Origin of the sequence: Primorskyibacter sedentarius, from assembly GCF_004342065.1 — a bacterium.
Lineage (GTDB): Bacteria > Pseudomonadota > Alphaproteobacteria > Rhodobacterales > Rhodobacteraceae > Primorskyibacter > Primorskyibacter sedentarius.
On the sequence record NZ_SLZU01000031.1, the window covers coordinates 1 to 20,049 of the forward strand.

Here is a 20,049-nt window from a genome sequence, read left to right on the forward strand (position 1 = left end):
CTGGCTACATGATGGCCTCACGCTCCAAGGCGCTCGCCCATGTGGCCGACTTTTGCTCCGCCACACTGGCCGGGTTTTGCTCCGCCGTTGACAGTATGGCCAAACATATCGTCGCCATATCACCGGCAGTGCGGGTCAATACATCATCCGTGAGCTAGATTTGAACGCGAAGCAGATACATTTAGGGCAAGAGTTTGTGGTGGGGAAAGAATAACTAGCATCGTTTCGGACGTTTTTTTCAGTGAGAATGCACCCTATGCAATCCCAAAGAGCGGACGTTGAGGTATTGGTCTCGCCTAGATCCCTTCAACCAAATCAATTAGTCTCAGGTAGCGATGATCCGCCCTTAGATCTGGCGATGTTTCACTCACTAATGCCAGAATTTTCGGTAACTCGTAGGGAATTCGGCTCAGGACCTGTGGTGTTACAGTGTCTAGTAGATCGAGTGTTTCCGCTGGGAACTGCGCTGTGATTGGTTCGTCTTCACCGACCTCTCTGGTAAAACGGTAGAACGGATGATGGTCAGATTCGACTGGGACCAAGAAACGCTTCGCTGAGGCGTACACCACTGGAAAACTGGGTCCAGTATCGTCAAGCATACTAATCCACGAGTCGACTGACGACGCAGTGCGATAGATGCGTTCTCGTGGCCATACTTCATCCAAGAAGGGCGCTACTAGAGTCTCCCAACCGTCGTCGTTCCCTTGGCCGACTTGTCCCAACCACCAAATAAACTGATTGCGTGTGTCATCGGACATCTCTCGCAACACGCGTCGCATTTCTTGCTTTGTCAGCCCGTCGTCTTCATCACGCTTGAAGATGTACATCCACCCCAACCATTGGGTGATGACCTTTGCCAGATCGCGATCCCAGATCTGGTTTTCAACCCATGGCACAGCTTGCAGCAGAAATGGCTTAACTAGGACTGCAAGAGGTGACCACGGAACCCGACTGCTGCACAAGAATCCGTTCCAAGCAGGTTCGGCGGCGGGATGGTCGAACGCTAACATTGGAACGAGGCGATGTTCGACCCACTCTGGATCAACGTACATCAACCAGTTCAGCTTTCTGAAGGTGATAGAAACAGCGTGGTCGGAACCCTCTCCTGGCGAAGCAAACAAGCGTTCAATTCGAGTTTTGATGTGGTCTGGGATAAGCGAATTTTGTTCCTGCTTTTCACCAGGTACGGCATGGAACAAAGCCTCTGCACACATTCCCAAAGGCCCGTTAATGGCGTGTTGGTATGTGCGACGCGATTGGGGGATGACCTCACCGCCGCGGCTTACTTCTCCAATCCCGCTTTCGGTCGCGTTGTCTCCACCCCCGACAACGCCGTCCACAACATGATCAAACACGGCCCAAGCAAGTTCGTCATCGAACTCGATTAGCTTTGTGATGTTCTGTTCCAGCCACCGACAGACAGTGTGTCTCAACTCCACGATCACAGTATGAGGAAGGCGGCCAAGACGGTGCAGAAACACTCTTCGGAGCCTAGGTGCGATGTCATCAGGAAGCTCATTGATCATGGCTGACCAGAACACCTGTGGGTAGTCTTTCGTCCTGGCTGCGACCGACAACGCAGACAGAGCTTTGCGCGGGTTTGCTTTCACCAGTCCTGTGAAGGGACGTTTCTCCGTGAAGCTCCCAAAGTCGCGTTGCAGGTCCTCCTTTGCACGAGGAATGATCTCATCCACGGCAAGGTCAACAACTGCATCGGGAGTCTCATCCGTACCGACAAAGCCGAAGTGAGACCCGCGTTCCGTTACCGTAGAGGTCGCCCATCCGTCGCTCCAGTCCTCGATATTGTCGATGATCGCAGCAAGACGCTTGCTTTGATCAGCCAGAAGCTCGCATCCCTGCATTTCCAAGTAACGTGCATATCTTGCGATAAACTCGTTACGCCTGCTCGGATACACATCATCAGACCAGTAGCTTTCTTGGTCTGGTCCGTTGAGAAGCCGTTCACCCAGTTGGTGACGAAGCGGTTCTGGAAATGCCGACCACCTGTCAACCAGCAGAAAGACCAGTTCCCGTGCCACATCTGTGTCCCAAAAAGTATCTTGGCTTAGGGCAAGGACACGTTGACCAACCTCTTCAGGTGCAAACAAGTCTTCCTTGGACAGAGCGAAGAGGACCAGTTTCTTGAAGAAGAATTTATCCTCAATTGGCCACGTTAGGACATGTCCGAGTGCCACATCGGGTCTCGCCTGAATCAGTCGTTCAAACAAGTCAACGAAGAACTTCATTGCGTCCGCGGCTTCGTTGTGCCGATCCTCCCCATCGACCTCACGATCAGGGTAACAGGTTGGCGTGACAAAGTAGGTCGTACCAATATCTGATAGCATCCCTGACGCGGACATCATCGCGTCTTCGAGCAAGCCAAACACCTGAGGCAGTACTTCGTCAGGTATGGTCAAATCGTCCTTGTGACGTTCGAGGAACTTCACTTCGAATTGGCCCAAATGACCAAGTTCTATGTCTGTCCAGTCCACCGTAGGAGGACGTGCACCTGCTATGCTGTAGGGTGTTTTGATATCCAACTTAGGGGCTGCAATACGACCAAACTCACGCAGAACACTTGGAGACCAACCTTCTTTCGCAACCCGTCTCTTTAGGTCAAACCAGTCGCCACCCCATTCGCGGGTCCGAGGGTCTTTGTGGTGATCAATGATCAAGCTCCAGATGTGCCGAGCTTTGTCATCGAGTTCATTGTTCTGACCCAAACGCCATTCGATGTGGTTCAACAGACGTGGATGCAGACCATTCTGCTTAACTGCCCACCAAGCAATAACAGGGCTGGATAGATGATCTCCGATCCATCGTAACAGATGCCACAGACGTGGTGGGGTACTGGTGTGGCCGTCTGGTGTTCTGCCACCAAGTCGATGTGCATCAGTTGGGTTTTCATCGCCATGTCGCCACGACAACAGATCATCGTTGAAGGTTCCACGACGATAGTCTTCATCAGTTAGGTTCTGAAGGTCATCGTCCAATCCGTAGGCAACACTTGGCTCAAAGACCTGAGCATCATCACCATACCCGCTGACCCGCTTCGCCGAGCGAATGAAGCCGCTGAATACACATACCCATTCTGGGTGAGTTGGGTGTTCAGCATCAGCCAGCAACTTGGCACCAGGTACGGAGCGCACCACATGCGCAACTTGACCGCGCTGGTATGGTAAAAGTGACTTTGGGTCCTGCTCTGTTGTCGCAATTACCGCCCGTCGCCATTCCCTTGGATCGTCTGCACGATCTGCCCATGCCTCCATAGTTTGCCAAAGGTCAGGATGATCGGTGTAAGCAATTGCCGTTACACCACGATCACGCCACTTGGCTTCAATATCTTCAGGTGTGCCTTTGTCAAAAGCATAGATTCGCGTGCGATCAAACTGCCCGTCATGGTTCAAACCTTGGAGCAGATATTTGATCGGTGGATCTTCAGCTTGATAGCCGACCAGCACCACCGTGTAATGTTCCAGTAGATTTCGGATGAAATTTGTAGCCCAAGCTTCCGACAGGTATGCCCGTCCGAAATCAGCACTGCTTAGGACATACGGGTGCTGGTCAGCGTCGGTGTTCGCAAGCCGTCCATGGAGGTAGGTAATACCTTCCACCGAACGCCCAAACGCCAGATCAGGAAAAGCGGGAGGTGAAAATGTTGCCAGATCACCATCCATTTCGAATAGCAGATCAAAATTCGTGGTGATGATCTGTGGTACGCCGTTCGGACTGGTTGAGATGCGTTTGACCAAGCTGTGGTGATGGCCAATTGAACCAATTCCTGCCGAAGCCTGAAGGCGTTCCGTGACGAGAGCATTCACCTCATCGCGCCCGTATTCCAGGTGAAGCAGGTTGAAGATTTGGTCCAGTGGCATGTTTGTGCCAGTCGGATCATCAATCCAGGGTTGGAACGCCCGCATGATTTCGGACTCCTCCGGTGGATCAAAGAAGTCGATAACATGTTGAGTTAGGCCGATGAAGCTCGGCATACCAGACGGCAATGAAACACCAGCGCCGCAGAGGAAAACAACTCGGCCCGCATCACTGCGTTCCAGTAAGACATCAGGGACGATTGGACCGTTTGCGTGAAATCTCATTGGCTATTGACCCGCTTGCGCGTCATCCAGCTAAGGTCAGTTGAGTTTCCGTTTGTGAACTCTTCAAACTGCCGTAGTTCCCACTTCTCGATGATTGTGGAGTTGATGTGGTCGATCAGGTTGTTGATTTGGACATTCCTCGGCTTGCTCTTTGATCTTGCAACCCGATTTTTCAGTTCAACTTGGACTTCCCTCCACCAGAGCCCCTCAGAATCCAAAAGTTCTGATCGGTATTCGTAGCGGTCCTTAATGCTTCCAACGACGAGCCGTTCGTCGTGGCGCGATAGACTGAACCAGACATCGACAAAGGTCGCCGCGTCAATGGTTGCCAGTATCGGCACATTCAAATAGCGCTGCTCAGGTGCGTGATTGATTACGGTAAGGTTTCCAAAGAAACGTATCCAATCCTCAGTAAGGAATTTCAAGAGTTGTTTGCCTGCATCCTCACCCAGCCAATTTTGGTGCCACGCATCCATTTTCTTGACCAGATGTTCCACGACCTCCTTAAATTCATCATCCTCACGCCTCATGAAACCAAGGCCGTCATATGAATCTAAGTGACGGCCAAACCTTTCACTGACACCTCGACAACGCTCATCCGTTAGCTGGGGGACAAACTTTTCATCAATGTATGTCTTCATCGCTGCAATCGTATCGGGAACTGTTTGATCAATCAGTTCGTGATCCGCCAGCATTAGGGATACGCCAACGACATGAAGGAACTCTCCAACTTCGATGTAGCAGCCGTCTTTCAGTTGCGATTGCATGTCTTCGACATCGGACCAGAATTCGCGCTCTGAATCATCCGAGAAATCCCAGCTATAGAGGTGCCACAACCTCCTCCAGGACGGCCAAGAAGCTACGCCCGCCACCTCGTCTGACTGGGCTAGTTCGGCATTCAATCGCAACGCATCAACAACGCCAGAGTTGAGGATCGAAATCCATTGCTGGACAGTTATGACTGCCCTTATGCCATTGTGTTGTTCATATTTCTTAAAGACCCGCTGTTTCGGGGTGGGTTCTTTGTCTTTGTCGAATGAGAACTCATAGACATGGCGAACCTCGTCCTTGCCTTTGTCATACCTGCCCAACAAGTCTTGGGGCGTCAGAGTTGAGGTTTCTTCCGAAAGGTCGAGCTTGAATTCGATAAAAAAAATGAAGAATTGGATGATAAGGTTTTGAACCAACTTGTCGTTCTGAAGATACTCCACTTTCATTTTCTCAAGAATTGAAGCCAACTGCCAAACGAACTGCCGTAAGGCCCTAAGGTTGTGGTATCCCGATCTATCGTAGAGTTCGAGGATATCGTTCGTGTAATGCAACAAAAGCTCACTGACTTCGGACTGTGTAATCTCCGCCACGAATGAGGCCAACGCGCTTTCGGGATCACTTTCCAACAAGAAGGAATGCCCAACCACCTTCTCTTTGAAAGCAATAAAATGGTCGTCAAGCAAATCGTCGGTATTCGCACATAGAATCACACGTGTATCACCATGCTCTACAAATCGGTTAACGACGCCCAATAGCTCTGACATTGGGATTTGGCAGCGCTCCAAGTCATCAAGAACCAACAATGCCCCGTCCATGTTCTTGGCCGATTGTTCGAGTTGTGAAGTAGCCGCATCCACCACCTTGTTGAGGTTCGCGGTTCCTCCCAAGATGCCGCCTGTACCCAGCGTAAGCGCCCCGCTGAATATTGACCCCGCAAGCCCAACCCCTTTGTGCAACGTCTTGGTGACCGTGCTGGCACTGGCATAGAAGAGACTGGTCTCAAGAGATTGGATGTCAGTAATGCCAAAGACCGAAAGGTATATGGGTTTGCGGTCAGTAAAAGCATCATCTTCCAGAAGCTTTGTAACGAAGTGGGTTTTTCCGCAGCCCCACCGACCTTCGATTAGCACCGCAAAATGGGGTTTTGATTTGGTGTTTGCCCAATTTTTGAGAAATCTCTCAACCTCGGTCCTGTCTACGCTCATTTTCAAAACTCGCCACTAATTTGAATGGATCTTTTTGTTGTAGTCGCTGGTGTTCAGGTCGATCATAGTCCACCAAATATAGTTTTCTTTCGCCAGAAGCTTTGCCAGTCTGCCAGATTTTGCCTTCAGGGTCGTCAATGAATACAACCCAAGTAGTTTTCTCCAAAACGCTCCATCACAACTGGTGCGACCCGCTCGTTGACGCTCTCATCAATGAATAGTCCCCAAGGATAAACGTCGACGTTTGCTAGGTCGAAATCGTGTTTTGGGTTCGGCTTGTTTTGGCTGAGAAATGCGTAGCGGATCCCGGCCCACATCTCGAAGCCGAGCTCGACCTCGAGACCATCATATACACTGTCCCCAGGGGCGTTAACGATCACCTTTTTGGAAATGTCACCGAGTGCTTCCAACAGCATAATGCTGCACGTATGGGCCATAATGTCCGCAAGTTGGATACCCATCACCGCCTTGGAATCCTGTTCAAAGTGAAAGATGCAGCCTGCGAGCTCCGGATCGCCTGCAACTAAAGCCTCGGCCGCACTTTTGTGTTTGAAGAGGCCTTCATCAAAGAAGACCTCATGCTGCCGCCCCTCGAGCAAGGGATGCTTCAGTGCGCTACGCAAAAGCGTCAACGAAGCTGGGCCTAATTTCCTAGTGTCTTCTGCACTATCTACGACGCATAGGGCCATTTTGCAGTTGCGTGCGATAAAGTGTTTCAAGCTATCACGCAGCGCTTGAAGATCATTGTCATCTTTCATGGTCGCTGAAGACTTGAACTCGAACGTGCCCGGATCGAAGCCATACTCGCGAAAGAGCACGCCCATTTCTTCTGTGGGATCCACATCGCAAATGGCGAATGCGGCAAGTGAAAATCCGGATCTATGGTGCTTGCTGTCGTCTAAAAATAGATAGGCCATTACTGCTTAAAACAATTCTCTCTGTGCCAGGTTACAAACTCAGTCCTTGGCCGGTTGGCGAGGCGATCCGGCACCAAGATCTTGCCGGACGTGTTGATCATGGACGTCACGGCTTCGATGTCGTTGCTCTGACGGGAAACCAGAATTGTCAGGTCGTCAGCCAACCCAACGAGGCCGCGATCAAACATCCAATGCGCCGTTCCGGACAGGGCGAGCCCGTTGCTGACGATGTCGGGGCCGTCATGCTCTACAGGTCTGATATGAGCGGCTTCCACTTCGGCACGGCCACCGCCATTGATCAGACGCAAACCAGTGATGGCGCAGCGCTCGCCGTAGGCGCGCAGGACGTTCTTTCTGAAATTACGATCGCGAACCGCGCGATTGGTCAGCTGGTTGACGCGTTCCCGTGCGGGCATGTGCTGGAAAGGTGTTTGCGCGTCCTGAAACCCTGGCGACTGCATCGTCTCGCCCACGCGGGGCAGGATGTCCTCATCTCGTCCAAGACCACGTTCGACTATTCGGGCAAAGTCTTCAGCTGAAAGGGTTCTTACTGCGGCTTGTGCGCGTCCGGATATCTTGCCTTGATCGTTCAGTAATCCTCTTTCGATGATTGAATTCTCGTCCCGGAATGAAACTGGGTCGCCGAAATCAAGATACGTTCCCGGCTCAATCACCGCCAAGAACATGTCCGGTTTCCTAGGATCCGGAATGATCTCCTGGACCTTAGCGATAGCGAAGTATCCTTTGGTTTCTTTGACTTTGCTTGGCTCCAGGTAGACGATCCAATCCCCTTCGCACTGTTGGGCGCGAGAGAGGTATTGCTTGGGAAACTGATACCGCTCCGAGGGAATGTCGTCGTAGATCGAGTCGCTGCGGTGGATGAAGATGCCGAAAGCCATCGGTTCACCCGCGTTGGAGACGTTCCAGTTTTCGATCGGCCGCGCGTAGGGTCAGCACCGCACCTGTCAAAAATGGAAGTGCCAAGCCAGCCGCAGCAATTGCAAAAATCATGACGGTGGCCAAAACTGAGTATTCAGCAGTCTGTTGTGCCAATGATAGTCTGCCCAAACCAATCAGGTAGAACACGCTGGTTCCCAGAAAGATCAGGTAAAGCGGGCCAAAGGGTTCGATCACCTCACGGCGGGTGCGCTCCAAGACCGAATGTCGCAACATATTCCAGCGTTTGCTTGCCTTGTTCACCAGACTACTCCCTTACCAACTCGATCCATGTGTGCACGTCATCATCCGTCACTTCACGACCTTCGACATGCGATTGATACCAGCGGGCGACTATGGCCCCGCGCTTTTCGCTTTTGATTTTTATGCCCTCATCGGTGAGGTGCTTATCCAGCGAGCTTTCAATGTGTTTGAGGGCTTCGAAATCATGCCCAGCCCGAATGGATTTGGTGCCGAGTAGCAGCCAGGGCACGTCCACCTCGAACCGCTCACCCATCGCGACCAGGGCTTCTACAGGCATGCCGCGTTGGCCCTTTTCGTAGCTATGATACGCGCGAGGTGAAACACCGATAGCTTCCGCCATGGCCGCTTGTGAGAAGCCGATTTCATTGCGAGCAATGGTGAGACGAGCACCCATTGCAGCAAAAAGATCAGCAGGTTTCTGTGGCATCTGAATTTTCCAATTGACTACTTCGCCGAAATTCGCGAACTTTGCAAAAAATGACGAACATTTACGCTTAATCACATCTGACCACGTCAGAAGGTGCAGAACAAGCGATTCCATGCGTGTCGCCGATTCAACTTAAGCGGACAAGGACGACTGAAATGGCAGAGACCAACTATTCAGAAAGCTCTCAGATCCTGGGGCTTGGGAAGACGCCCGCTCAGTGGGTCGAAGTTATGGCCGGGATGGGGATCGATATTTCAGAGCGCACCTTGCGCGAACGCGCCAACGAGACGGGCGCATTCTATCGCCTTGGGCGGACCATGCTCATCACGCCCGCGCAGATTGATACGATTTTTGAAGGAGGCCAGTCATGCCGCTCCAAATTTACAAGAGGGGCCGTGTCTACTGGGCCAAGGGGTGGATTGAATACAACGGCAGGCCAATCGCCGGCCCATACCGGAGAAGCACTAAGGCATCTACAGAAGAGGGCGCACGGGACTGGGTAAACCATGAGACCGAACGTCAGATCCGTCGCTATGTCGTGGGCGACGAACCGAGCAAGACGTTCTCCGATGCAATCATGCTCTACAACGCGTCGCCTAAGGCAGCGAAGCAGTTGATCCCGATTGTCGAAGCAATTGGCGACCTGTCGCTCGGGGCGATTTCTGGCGCGCTATTGAAGAGCCTTGGGCCAAAACTGAAACCCAAAGCGTCGACCGATACTTGGTGGCGCGAAATCGTTACGCCCGCGAGTGCGGTGATCAACAACGCGCACGAGCTCGAGGGAACGCCTCTGATCCGCGTGAAACCCTACGACAAGTTCGAGCGGATCGCTCAGGATAAGCGGCGAGGGAAGCTTAGCCGCGTAGAGCGCACGCCAGCTGATAAGGAATGGATCGAAGCCTTTTGCCGTGCCGCCGATCCGTACAACGCCGCGTTGGTTCGTTTCATGTTCGAGACGGCAGCGCGAATTGATCAGGCCGTATCATTGGAGCCTGATGACCTAAGGCCGCACGAGAACAAAGTCCGAGCGAAAGCGCAGAAGGGCCATCCGGAAAGTTGGATCACTGTTTCGCCTCAGATGATGGACGAGCTTCTTGCGCTGCCGCCGAAGCGGCCGAAGAACCGAAAGACCGGCAAACTGATGAAGGCACGTGTTTTTGGTTATGGCAGCTCTACCGGTTACAACACGCGCTGGAAGACGATTTGTAGGCGCGCGGGCATTCCGTACTTATCCGCGCATCCAGCTGGACGGCACGGCTTCTTCACTGAGCTAGTCGTCCGGCAAGGCGTCGATCCAGTCACGGCAGCTAAAGCGGGCCGGTGGTCTGACCCCAATTTGCCTATGCGGATCTATGCCCACGCAGAGACCGATGAGGCCGACATCAGGGCTCGTTTTCGTACAAACCACGTACAGGATGACGCTGTACAAACACCCAAACAACAGAAATCACAAAAGGAATAGCGCTATGAACGCATCCCTCCTAAGGGGCAGGTTGCAGGTTCGAATCCTGCCGGGGTCGCCATTAATTTCAAAGGCTTAAGATTCCACCCTTTGAGCTTGAAACTCCAGTCGGAACGAAAACCGGAACGAAACGCATATGTGTTCGTCGCTTGAGCGGGCACCCCAACATTGCTCTAACGGACGCGAAACCGCCTGCTCGTCACAACTCACTGACTTTCGGATGCCGCCCACGCTGCTCCCCTTCCTTGGACCGCCGGAAGCTGGATTTTTCCAGCTGTTTGCGCTGTCGGCCATCCTCTCGGTAGATCCGGGAGGTTTTTTCAGTCTACTTGCCCACGTCCAAGCAAGAGGTGCACTGTCGGAAACCGGTGCGCGTCGCGCTCCGGATCACAGTACACCCCTTTACTTGCCGTCGGCGCCGTGGAGTTGGAACGCATACTTCGCCATAACCAGCCCGACCGTAGTCATCTCCGACATGACCGCCTCCCGATTGGATTGTGCTAACCCACCTCGGCACATCGACGCTGCCGGGGGGGGGCCATTATAGCATCAGAACCATGCAGTGGTTCCGGCGAATACACCCCGGTGCGCTGAACCGCTGCATCAGTGGTCTTGGTGGTGCCGCTAAACGAAAGCTTCCGCCATCATCTCAACCAGACTGTTTTGTCCGCCCAACTTGGCTTCGACCGTTGCCCTCGCAGGCAAATTGTCCTTAGGCACCCACGCTTCCCACGCGGCGTTCATTGCCGGAAAGTCCCGGATATCCGCCAGCCAGACGTTGACCCGGATCAGGCGGTTTCGGTCCGTTCCGGCGATTGCCAGATACTCATCAAACTGTTGCAGGATGTCGGACGTCTGTGCGCCAACGTCGCCGGTCTTGTCGTTGGCGGTCAGTCCCGACACCCAGACGTGATCGTTGCGCCGGACAACCTTGCTCAGCACATTGGTTTGTACAAATCGTTCCATTCAGGTCTTTCCTGTCCAAAAAAATGTCGGGGGCCGCGTGTCGGCCCCCTGGAGAATGCAAGCAACAAGCGGACGTCAGTCCAGCGACATTCCCTTGCGGATCGCGGCGTACAGAACACCGGCCTCTACCTTAGCTTCGGGGGAAATCGTGACTGCCCGCAGAAAGCTGTGTTCAAGGTTTTCGGCGATACGCAGTTCCGCCTGTCCGCCTGCGGCGTTGATCCGTTCGCACCACAGAACGCCCTCGTCATACAGCGGGTCCAGCTCGGCGATGTGAACGAAGGCGGGGGGTAGATCCCCGTAGTTCGTTGCTTGGAGTGGGACGGCATAGGGGTCTTTGCTGTCCATGTTTCCCGACAAGTAGGCGCGCATGTAGAACTCAAGATCGTTCTTGTTGAACTGCGGGTCATGGTTGATCCGCACGTAGCTGTCGGTCTCCATGTCTGTGTTCATCGGCCCTGGATAGAGCAGAATCTGCATCTTCAGCTTGGGGCCATTGCGATCACGCGCCATCAGCGACAACGCCGCCGTCAGGCCGCCGCCCGCACTGTCCCCGGCCAGGGCCAGATTGTCCGTGTCAATGCCGAACATCTCGGCATTGACGATCATCCAGTTCAGCATGAAGAAGCCATCATCGACTGCGGCGGGGTAGGGGTTTTCCGGCGTCCGGCGGTAGTGGACGGCGATCACCTGTGCCCCGGTCCCTTCGGCAATATTCGCCACCACGGTGTCATGAGTGTACAGCGATCCCGACATGTAGCCGCCACCGTGAAAGTAGAGGATCGTGGGCTGCGGTCCTTCGGACTTTTGACGGTAGATGCGGATCGGAATTTCTCGGCCCGGCGCGGCGACAAACCAGTTCCGCACCTCAAGGCTCTCCGGGTAGGGCTCCTTGAACATGTCCGCATAGGCTTCGAACTGCGCGCGCCTTGCGTTCGGATCGGTCGGTCGGGTCTTTTTTCCACCACGGATCGCGCTGACCCGCTCCTTGTACTCTGACATGGCGTGTTTGATCATTTGGAGCCTCGTTCGAATCTGGATGATGCAATCGTATAGCGATATTTGGCCGAAAGCCAATCCGCTAACTCAAAGCATAACCTTCTTGAAAATCTTTTTGCAATACTGAATATTGTATTTCAATACATACAGCGAGGTCATTCATGTCCATATTCACCAACGACGTCAAACTTGAACCCTATTGGTGGGAGGCCGCCCCTCGACCTAATGTGCGCCCTGCCCCGGAGACGCTGCCCGCGCGTGCCGACGTCGTAATCGTGGGATCTGGCTATACAGGTCTGAACGCCGGCCTGGCGCTGGCAGAGGCCGGGGTTGATGTTGTGATCCTCGAAGCCGAAGAATTGGGGAAAGGCGCCAGCACCCGAAATGGCGGCGCAATCGGGGCAACGCTGCGGCATTCCTTTGCGTCGCTCCTGGACCGGATCGGTACGGAGCGGGCCATCGCGCAGTACGCATCCGCCATCGCATCGCGGGAGTATGTGATCGATCTCGTGACCGAGCGAGGCTTTGACTGTGACCTGTCACGCTGCGGGCGGTTCTATGGCGCGCACAAGGCCAAGGACATTGACGGGTTGAGCCGCGATCTGGACGCCCGCAAGACCCATCTGGGCAGTGAGGCCACTGTGGTGTCCCCGGCGGACCAACAGGCCTACGTGGGCACGCAAGCCTATCATGGCGGGCGGTTCCACCCCGAAGACGGCCACCTGCACCCCGGCCTGTATCATCAGTGCCTGCTGAACGCTGCCCGAGCCGCCGGTGCAGCGATCCACGGCCATACCCGCGTGACGGACATCACCCGCGCTGCGGGCGGATTTACCGTCACCACGGGCACCACACGTATCCAGGCGGATAGGGTGATTGTCGCCACCAATGGTTACACCGGGAAAGAATTCGGCTGGTTCCGGCGCCGTCTGGTGCCGATCCAAAGCCAGATCATCGCCACCGAAGAACTGGACCCGGCGCTGTTGGACAAGATCCTGCCCAATGACTATCAGGTCGGGGATACCTGCAAACTGCACAATTACTTCAGACGCTCGCCCGACGGCAGGCGCATCCTGTTCGGAGGTCGTTCCGGCGCATCGCAGGTCAATGATTTCCGCAAGAGCGGCGCAAGCCTGCACAACCGCATGACCGGACTGTTCCCCGAACTTGCCAATGCAAAGATCACCCACACTTGGGGTGGTTTCATCGCTTTCAGCTTTGACCATACGCCACATTTTACGGAAAAAGACGGTATCCACTATATTGGTGGATGCTGCGGCAGCGGTGTAGCGATGATGTCTTACCTTGGCCATCAGACCGCATTGAAATTGCTGGGCCGCGAATTCGACACAACCTTTCATCGCGATTTCAAACCACAGGCATTCTACTCTGGAAATCCTTGGTTCATGCCCGCCATCATCACAGCGTTGGAATGGCGGGACCGCATGAAGATCTGACCAAAACAAGCCCTCGATCCGCTGGGGATCGAGGGCTTGTTTCTGTCAGGCAGCGCGCCACCGCGCAGGCTTCAATCGACAGTTGCCAGTCGGTTTTCGCCGAGGTTTCCGGCTAAGTGACACTCTACGCTTGCGCCGTGGATTTGGCGTGGCTCTGGCGCACTGTCTTCACAGACTGACGTGCGGAACGCGCATCTGGGGTGAAAGCTGCACCCTGAGGGGATGTTCGTGGGATCCGGAAAGCTGCGCCCAAGGTCAAGGTCGGGCAGGCCTAATTCAGGGTCAGGCGTCAACACGGATTCCAACAGCGCACGCGTGTAAGGGTGTTCCGGCCGTTGCATCAACTTGCGGGTTTCCCCAGTCTCGACAACCCTCCCAAGGTACATGACCGCAACCCGATCTGCGACGTGTTCGATCACACCAAGGTTGTGGCTTATGAAAACCATCGCCACGCCAAGATCGCGCTGTAGGTCCTGTATCAGGTTGAGGATCTGCGCTTGTATCGACACATCCAGCGCGCTGGTCGGTTCGTCGCAGACCAAGATGTCCGGGTCCAAGGCCAGTGCGCGCGCGATGGCCACGCGCTGCCGCTGCCCCCCTGACAACTGGTTCGGGAAGGCGTGAAAAGAGCGTTTCGGCAGCCCGACCTGATCCAACAACTTGCGCGCGCGCCTGTCCCGTGATGGCGCATCGCCCACCTTGTGGACATTCAGCGGATGGATCACGGTTTCTAGAATGGAACGGCGCGGATTCAGCGTCGAATACGGATCCTGAAACACCGGCTGCACACGGCGGCTCAACTCTGCGCGCGGGATCGACGCAATCGCTTGCCCGTCCAGCGTGATCTGTCCGGCGTCAGGCTGTTCCAGTCCCAAAAGGATCCTTGCAACGGTGGACTTCCCACAACCGGACTCCCCGACGATGCCACAGGTCTCTCCCCGGTTCACATACAAAGAGACATCGCGCACCGCCTGCAACTTGCTGGATTTCTTCATCATCCCGCCGGACAGTGTGTAGGTCCGGCTGATGCCCTTGGCCTCAAGAATTGCGGTCATGTCACACACCTGCTTTCTGGGCGAATCGTGCTTCGGTTTCAGGGTGAAGGCAGGCAAAGCCATGTCCGTCCTCGCGGACCAACGGCACCTCGGTCGTCCGGCACTCTGGCCGAGCGCGATCACATCTGGCGGCGAATGCGCATCCCTGAAAGTCGTTTGTCAGGCTGGGCACGGTGCCCGGTATGGCCTGCAGCTTTCTGCGAAGGCGCATCATGCCGGGGATGGGCATGCTATCCAGCAGCCGCGCAGTATAGGGATGGCGGGGCGTGCCAAACACCTGACGCGCGGTGCCCGTTTCCAGGATCTGGCCGGCATAAACTACGGCCACCCTGTCCGCAGTGCGGGCCACGACGCCCAGATCATGGGTGATCAGGATCACCGCAATCCCCAGTTTCGTCTGCAAGTCCTTGAGCAGATGCAGGATTTGCACCTGAACCGTCACGTCCAACGCGCTTGTCGGTTCATCCGCGATCAAAATGTCAGGTTCGCACATCAAAGACATGGCTATCATGACACGCTGGCGCAGACCCCCGGATAGCTGATGGGGATACTGCCGCAGGCGCAAAGGCGCATTGGGAATTCCTACAAGTTCAAGCAATTCAATGGCGCGGTCGCGTGCGGCGGCCCGCCCGGCGCGGCGATGCCTGCGATAGACCTCCTGCAACTGGTTGCCGATGGTGTAGGCCGGGTTGAGGCTTGTCATCGGTTCCTGGAAGATCATGCCGATCCGGTCCCCCCGAATCCGCGCCATCCCCCGATGCGACAGTCGCAGCAGATCTGTCCCCAGAAAGCTCATCCGGTCGGCGCTGCGGTGCGCACCCTTTGGCAGCAGGTTCATGACCGCCAGAGAAGACATGGACTTGCCACTGCCCGATTCTCCGACGATGCACAGCGTCTCTCCGCGGTCGATGCTTAGATCGACACCGCGCACCGCGTGGACGGCTCCGCCTTGGATAGGGATTTCCACACGCAAATTTTTGATATCCAGAAGTTTTGTCACGACCGGCCTCCCGGAGAAGAGACATCGCGTAGCCCATCCCCAACCAGATTGATCCCGAGAACCAGCACAAACAACGCAACGCCGGGAATGGCGATGACCCACGGGGTAAAAAAGATAAAGTCCCGACCCTCGGCGATCATCAGACCCCACGACGGCAAGGGCGGCTGGACACCCAGCCCCAGAAAGGATAGCGCCGCCTCCAGCAGGATCGCATGCGCCATCTCCAGCGTCACGACCACAAGGATCGATCCCATTACATTGGGCAGCACCTCTTGCAGGATGATTCGTGGGGTTGAACACCCCAGCGCGCGCGCGGCGGCCACATAGTCCAGGTTGCGCACCTGCGCGGCGGCGGTCCGGGCGACGACGGCAAAGCGATCCCATAGCAGCAACCCGAGGACGGCGATCACGATGAACAGTGAGTTGCCGACCAGCCCGACAACAGCCAATGCCACCAGCACCAGCGGCATAGCCAGACGAACGGTGATCAGGAAAGAGATCACCATATCGACCCGCCCCCCCATGAATCCGGCCACCAAACCCAGCGTCGTCCCGATCAGTCCGGCAATCGCGACGGTTCCGATGCCGATCAGCAGCGAAATCCGGCTGCCGTAGATCAGGCGCGACAGGTAATCCCGTCCCAGTTGGTCGGTGCCCAGCGGGTGATCCCAACTGCCTCTGTCGTGCCAGATAGGTGGTTGCAGCCGGTCTCCCAGACCTTGCAGATAGGGATCGCCCGGGGCCAGATAGGCGGCGAAGATGGCCATGAAGATGGTGATAAACAGGATGGTTCCGCCAATCACCAAGCCACCATGCGACAACCATTGCCGCAGTCGGGAGGGGCGCACAAAATCGTCTTCGATCGGGGTTTCAGTCGATATATCGGTCATCCGCGCACCCTCGGGTCGATCCAGGCATTCAGCAAATCCGTCAAAAGGGTCAGGACAACGAAGATCAGTGAAAACAGCAGCACGATAGACTGCACGACAGGGAAATCGGCCCGCTGGATCGATTCCCAACTGAGATATCCGATGCCATCAAGCGCAAAGACCGTCTCGACGATGGTCGAGCCGCCCAGAAGGAACCCGAACTGTACCGCTGCCAGCGCGATGACCGGCATGACTGCATTGCGCAAAGCGTGTTTCAACAGGATCGAGGTCGAAGACAGTCCCTTGGCGCGTGCGGTTCGGATATAATCCGAGGCAAGCACATCAACCATTCCGGCCCGCGTCAGGCGCATGATCGCTGGCATCGCATAGTAGGCCAGCACAACCACGGGCAGGATGAGCCCCTGCCATGTCGCTCCACCTGACAGCGGAACCCATTGCAACTGTACGGCAAAGAAAAAGATCAGCATCAGCGCAAACCAGAAGCTTGGCATCGCTTGCCCCACCACGGCGAGCGTCAGACATGCGCGGTCAATCCAGGTGTTTTGTTTCAGCGCGGCAATGATCCCCAAGGGAACCGCGATAACCAGCGCCAGAAACAGCGACGAGATCGCAAGGCTGAAGGTCAGCGGCAGCCTGTCCCCGATCAGTTCGGCCACCGGTGAGCGGAAATAGTAGGACTGGCCCAGATCACCCCTGAACAGATCCGCAAGCCAATCAAGGTATTGCAACGGCAGCGGACGATCCAAGCCATAGGCGATGCGGATTTGTTCGACCTGTTCCTGATTGGCGGCCTCCCCGGCCAGCGCCTGCGCAAGGTCTGTCGACATGCGCAAGATCGCGAAAGAAATGACCGAAACAGAAATGGCCACGGCAAAGGCTACAAGTAACCTTTGGGCGGTGTAGCGGAGCATATTTGCCCTCCATGCAGCGTGTAAATCTGTGGAGGCGAGATTTAATCCCGCCCCGGAGATGGATCAGAGCAGGCAAATCACTCCCACCGCGCTTCGTAGAAGCGGTTGATTTCATCCATTTGCGGTTGGAACTGCAGGCCCGGCGCAAAGGCAAAGTTCACGACATGGTTAACCAAGGGCACCCAATAGGCGTTCTCAAGTATCACGTCCTGTGCCTGCGCATAAAGAGCGGTCCGCTCTTCCAGATCATAGGACAGCGTCGCTTCGGTCAGCAAAGCGTTGACCTTTGGGTCGTTGGACAAATCTTGCGGCATGTCGTTGAAATAGGTCCCAAACGCGATCGAGGCGTCGCCAAGCCCCCAAAAGCCGGTGCCGGAATGAAAGAACTCTAAGTTGTCATTCACCCACTTCTCACGAAACGCAGCCCAGACATAGCTGTCCAGATTGGCCCGAATGCCGACCTGCTGCAGATCGCCAATCACCGCCTCTGTGATTGACCGAAAAGACGTACCCGCCACGCTGGTGCTGAAGCCGTCGGTGTATCCCGCCTCTGCCAGCAGAGCCCGCGCCTTTTCGGGGTTGTAGTCATAGATCACGTTCGGCGTTGGGCAGGCCACTTGTTGAGTGGCGCAGACGGTTTCCAGTTTTTTCGATCCACCGCCGACCAAGTTGGTGGCTATGGAGTCGCGGTTGATAGCATGTGAAACAGCCTGACGGACCTTCGTGTTCGAAAACGGGCTGTTGGCGTCATGCACGTTGAACGCCAAAAACGAAATGCGCATGGTCGGCGTCCGTTCAATTCGGTGCTTTCCCATCATTTCCAATTGATCCGCCTGATCCGGCGACAGGCGCCAAAGGAAGTCGGCCTCACCCGTCATCAACTGCCCAATCTGCAGGTTGGTGTCTTTTTGAGTCTTCACGCGGACGGTTTGAACCTCCGCCGGGGCCTTGGGGCCTCCTTCGAAGTAGCCGTCGAATTTCTCCAGAACATATTCACGACCTGGCTCGAATGAGGCGATTTTGTAAGGACCGGTGCCGACAGGGTTCATACCCATGCCTTCGGTGCCCACTTCGGCGTAATATTCGTTCGGATAGATCGGCACGCCCAGCGACAGGTATTCCAGTGCGGCGGGGAACGGCTCTTTCAGGTTGACACGAACTGTGAAGTCATCGATCTTTTCTGCGCCCTCGATCCAGTTGATCATCTGCAACAGCAAGATTTTGTTGGCGGGGTCGGTCACGTAGTTCAGTGTATAGACCACGTCATCGGCGTTGAAATCCTCGCCATTGTGGAACTTCACGCCCTCGCGCAGCTTCATGACCAGACTTGTTTCGCTCTCCCAGTCCCATTCTATCGCCAGCAGCGGAAGGTATTCACCGGTTTCCGGGTCGCGGTCCACCAGGGTGTCATAAACGTTCTTGATTACTGTCAGCCCGGTGTGATCGGTGAAGTAATACACGTCGAGCGTTGTCTGCTCGCGCTCCCAGACAAGGTTGATCGAATTGTCGTCAGGTCCGGCTATGGCTGTCGTTGCGGTCAGAGCGGCCAAGGCCGCCACCTTCGGCAGCGTTGTCAGTCGGATCGTGAGTCGCGGTGTCATGGCAGAGTTCCCTTGCTGGTTCCGGTACTTCAAGTCGCGGTTGATGGTATTGTTATTCGATCGATGATATCGGTGTGCGACATTCCGTCAACCCAGTTTGTAGCCTAACGAACCTTAACCCTTGCATTTTCGCGAGAACGCTGAAAAAAAAGATTGTGTATCGCAATACGATTTCGAGGAGAGCCCGTTGGCCAAGCACGATGATCCCGTTACCGCGTCTGCTGAATCCGCTCCCGACCTGTCGGCCAATTCTCTCTTCGTGTCGTCCTTGGCGAAGGGGATAAAGATCCTTGAATGCTTCGATGGCGGCAAGACCTGGCTCAGCCTGAACGAAATCGACGAGCGCGCCAATATCGGCAAAAGCGCCGCGCAACGCGCGGTCTTTACCCTTCATGCGTTGGGCTACATCCGCAAGGACGAAGCAAGCAAGCGGTATCAGATCTCCCCCAAAATGCTAAGCCTGACCCGGAACTTCTCCTCCGGGCACAATGTGCTCGAAGCCGGCATGGCAGAACTGTTGCGCTTTCATGAAGAAACCGGTGAAACGGTGAACATAGGTGAACGGGACGGCAAGGAACTGGTCTGCATCGCCCGTATCCCCGGTCGCCACGTGGTCACGATCAATGTCGGGGTCGGCTGGCGTTTTCCGATCTATGCCACTGGGCCCGGCTTGGTACTGTTGGCCTACGAACCCGAAGAGGTTGCGCGCAGGATTCTCGAGTCCTGCGACCGCGTAGCCTACACGAAGCAGACCGTCACCGACCTGGACGAATTAATGGACTGGCTGAGGCAGATTCGAAAGGACGGTTTCGTGATCGCGGATCAACTGCTCAGTGACGGGGAGTACTCGGTCGCGGCTCCGATTTTGGGCGCCGACGGCAAGATCCTTGCTGCGTGCAATGCATCTCTGCCAGTCAGCAGATGGTCCTTGCACGATTTGAACACCAAGATGGTGCCCGGCGTCTGTCGGACGACAAGAAACATATCTCGCGTGGTCTCCGGATGAGGGTCTTGAACGCATTTCGAAACGCAACTGTCTGATTTATTTGATCATGTATCACAGGGCTGGGTTCGGTTTGTTCGCTTACAAA

At 55.3% G+C, this 20,049-nt stretch carries 16 protein-coding genes; 3 read left to right on the plus strand and 13 right to left on the minus strand.

Annotation, left to right across the window (positions count from 1 at the left end; genetic code table 11):
- Positions 1 to 296 precede the first annotated feature (296 nt).
- The 6 genes from EDD52_RS21530 to EDD52_RS21555 form a co-directional block, all read right to left on the minus strand.
- Entirely contained in the window at positions 297 to 4,097 is a 3,801-nt protein-coding gene (locus tag EDD52_RS21530) for an SIR2 family protein (RefSeq protein WP_132248691.1), read from the minus strand.
- Complete coding sequence (locus tag EDD52_RS21535; protein ID WP_132248692.1) at positions 4,094 to 6,073, minus strand: P-loop NTPase fold protein; 1,980 nt, start codon at positions 6,071 to 6,073, stop codon at positions 4,094 to 4,096. The genes EDD52_RS21530 and EDD52_RS21535 overlap by 4 nt, the downstream gene beginning before the upstream one ends.
- A 134-nt stretch (positions 6,074 to 6,207) precedes the next feature.
- A complete protein-coding gene (locus EDD52_RS21540) occupies positions 6,208 to 6,990 on the minus strand; it encodes a DUF3800 domain-containing protein (RefSeq protein ID WP_132248693.1) in 783 nt (260 codons plus the stop codon).
- Entirely contained in the window at positions 6,990 to 7,889 is a 900-nt protein-coding gene (locus EDD52_RS21545) for an HNH endonuclease (protein ID WP_132248694.1), read from the minus strand. The genes EDD52_RS21540 and EDD52_RS21545 overlap by 1 nt, the downstream gene beginning before the upstream one ends.
- Before the next feature lie 4 nt (positions 7,890 to 7,893).
- A complete protein-coding gene (locus tag EDD52_RS21550; RefSeq protein WP_132248695.1) occupies positions 7,894 to 8,190 on the minus strand; it encodes a hypothetical protein in 297 nt (98 codons plus the stop codon).
- Between the two features lie 4 nt (positions 8,191 to 8,194).
- A complete protein-coding gene (locus tag EDD52_RS21555) occupies positions 8,195 to 8,731 on the minus strand; it encodes a helix-turn-helix domain-containing protein (protein WP_243652060.1) in 537 nt (178 codons plus the stop codon).
- A gap of 253 nt (positions 8,732 to 8,984) precedes the next feature.
- Between EDD52_RS21555 and EDD52_RS21560 the strand changes: the two genes are divergently transcribed.
- Positions 8,985 to 10,079: a tyrosine-type recombinase/integrase gene (locus EDD52_RS21560; RefSeq protein WP_132248696.1), complete on the plus strand. Its 1,095-nt coding sequence runs from the start codon at positions 8,985 to 8,987 to the stop codon at positions 10,077 to 10,079.
- A gap of 624 nt (positions 10,080 to 10,703) precedes the next feature.
- Here the strand turns inward: EDD52_RS21560 and EDD52_RS21565 are convergent.
- A complete protein-coding gene (locus tag EDD52_RS21565) occupies positions 10,704 to 11,045 on the minus strand; it encodes a RidA family protein (protein ID WP_132248697.1) in 342 nt (113 codons plus the stop codon).
- Positions 11,046 to 11,120: 75 nt separating this feature from the next.
- Complete coding sequence (locus EDD52_RS21570) at positions 11,121 to 12,062, minus strand: alpha/beta hydrolase (protein WP_132248698.1); 942 nt, start codon at positions 12,060 to 12,062, stop codon at positions 11,121 to 11,123.
- A 143-nt stretch (positions 12,063 to 12,205) separates the two neighbouring features.
- On the opposite strand from EDD52_RS21570, the gene EDD52_RS21575 reads away from it, so the two are divergent.
- A complete protein-coding gene (locus tag EDD52_RS21575; RefSeq protein ID WP_132248699.1) occupies positions 12,206 to 13,501 on the plus strand; it encodes an NAD(P)/FAD-dependent oxidoreductase in 1,296 nt (431 codons plus the stop codon).
- 71 nt (positions 13,502 to 13,572) lie between these two features.
- Here EDD52_RS21575 and EDD52_RS21580 read toward each other — a convergent pair whose 3' ends face one another.
- From EDD52_RS21580 to EDD52_RS21600, 5 genes are all read right to left on the minus strand, one after another.
- Positions 13,573 to 14,556, minus strand: coding sequence for an ABC transporter ATP-binding protein (locus tag EDD52_RS21580; protein ID WP_132248700.1), 984 nt, complete (start codon positions 14,554 to 14,556; stop codon positions 13,573 to 13,575).
- A gap of 1 nt (position 14,557) precedes the next feature.
- Positions 14,558 to 15,556 (minus strand): ABC transporter ATP-binding protein, encoded by a 999-nt coding sequence (locus tag EDD52_RS21585; RefSeq protein WP_243652061.1) that lies wholly within the window; start codon positions 15,554 to 15,556, stop codon positions 14,558 to 14,560.
- Positions 15,553 to 16,446, minus strand: coding sequence for an ABC transporter permease (locus EDD52_RS24155; protein WP_243652062.1), 894 nt, complete (start codon positions 16,444 to 16,446; stop codon positions 15,553 to 15,555). Before EDD52_RS24155 ends, EDD52_RS21585 begins: the two co-directional genes overlap by 4 nt.
- Complete coding sequence (locus tag EDD52_RS21595; RefSeq protein WP_132248703.1) at positions 16,443 to 17,357, minus strand: ABC transporter permease; 915 nt, start codon at positions 17,355 to 17,357, stop codon at positions 16,443 to 16,445. The genes EDD52_RS24155 and EDD52_RS21595 overlap by 4 nt, the downstream gene beginning before the upstream one ends.
- Before the next feature lie 77 nt (positions 17,358 to 17,434).
- Positions 17,435 to 18,958 (minus strand): ABC transporter substrate-binding protein, encoded by a 1,524-nt coding sequence (locus EDD52_RS21600; protein WP_132248704.1) that lies wholly within the window; start codon positions 18,956 to 18,958, stop codon positions 17,435 to 17,437.
- Between the two features lie 187 nt (positions 18,959 to 19,145).
- Here EDD52_RS21600 and EDD52_RS21605 point away from each other — a divergent pair, with 187 nt between their 5' ends.
- Positions 19,146 to 19,964 (plus strand): IclR family transcriptional regulator, encoded by an 819-nt coding sequence (locus tag EDD52_RS21605; RefSeq protein WP_165907633.1) that lies wholly within the window; start codon positions 19,146 to 19,148, stop codon positions 19,962 to 19,964.
- The last annotated feature ends 85 nt before the right edge of the window (positions 19,965 to 20,049 follow it).

Coding starts and splice junctions, on each gene's coding strand:
- EDD52_RS21530 (WP_132248691.1), bottom strand. CDS start 4,097: ATGAGATTTCACGCAAACGGTCCAATCGTCCCTGATGTCTTACTGGAA.
- EDD52_RS21535 (WP_132248692.1), bottom strand. CDS start 6,073: ATGAGCGTAGACAGGACCGAGGTTGAGAGATTTCTCAAAAATTGGGCA.
- EDD52_RS21540 (WP_132248693.1), bottom strand. CDS start 6,990: ATGGCCTATCTATTTTTAGACGACAGCAAGCACCATAGATCCGGATTT.
- EDD52_RS21545 (WP_132248694.1), bottom strand. CDS start 7,889: ATGGCTTTCGGCATCTTCATCCACCGCAGCGACTCGATCTACGACGAC.
- EDD52_RS21555 (WP_243652060.1), bottom strand. CDS start 8,731: ATGGAATCGCTTGTTCTGCACCTTCTGACGTGGTCAGATGTGATTAAG.
- EDD52_RS21560 (WP_132248696.1), top strand. CDS start 8,985: ATGCCGCTCCAAATTTACAAGAGGGGCCGTGTCTACTGGGCCAAGGGG.
- EDD52_RS21565 (WP_132248697.1), bottom strand. CDS start 11,045: ATGGAACGATTTGTACAAACCAATGTGCTGAGCAAGGTTGTCCGGCGC.
- EDD52_RS21570 (WP_132248698.1), bottom strand. CDS start 12,062: ATGATCAAACACGCCATGTCAGAGTACAAGGAGCGGGTCAGCGCGATC.
- EDD52_RS21575 (WP_132248699.1), top strand. CDS start 12,206: ATGTCCATATTCACCAACGACGTCAAACTTGAACCCTATTGGTGGGAG.
- EDD52_RS21580 (WP_132248700.1), bottom strand. CDS start 14,556: ATGACCGCAATTCTTGAGGCCAAGGGCATCAGCCGGACCTACACACTG.
- EDD52_RS24155 (WP_243652062.1), bottom strand. CDS start 16,446: ATGACCGATATATCGACTGAAACCCCGATCGAAGACGATTTTGTGCGC.
- EDD52_RS21595 (WP_132248703.1), bottom strand. CDS start 17,357: ATGCTCCGCTACACCGCCCAAAGGTTACTTGTAGCCTTTGCCGTGGCC.
- EDD52_RS21600 (WP_132248704.1), bottom strand. CDS start 18,958: ATGACACCGCGACTCACGATCCGACTGACAACGCTGCCGAAGGTGGCG.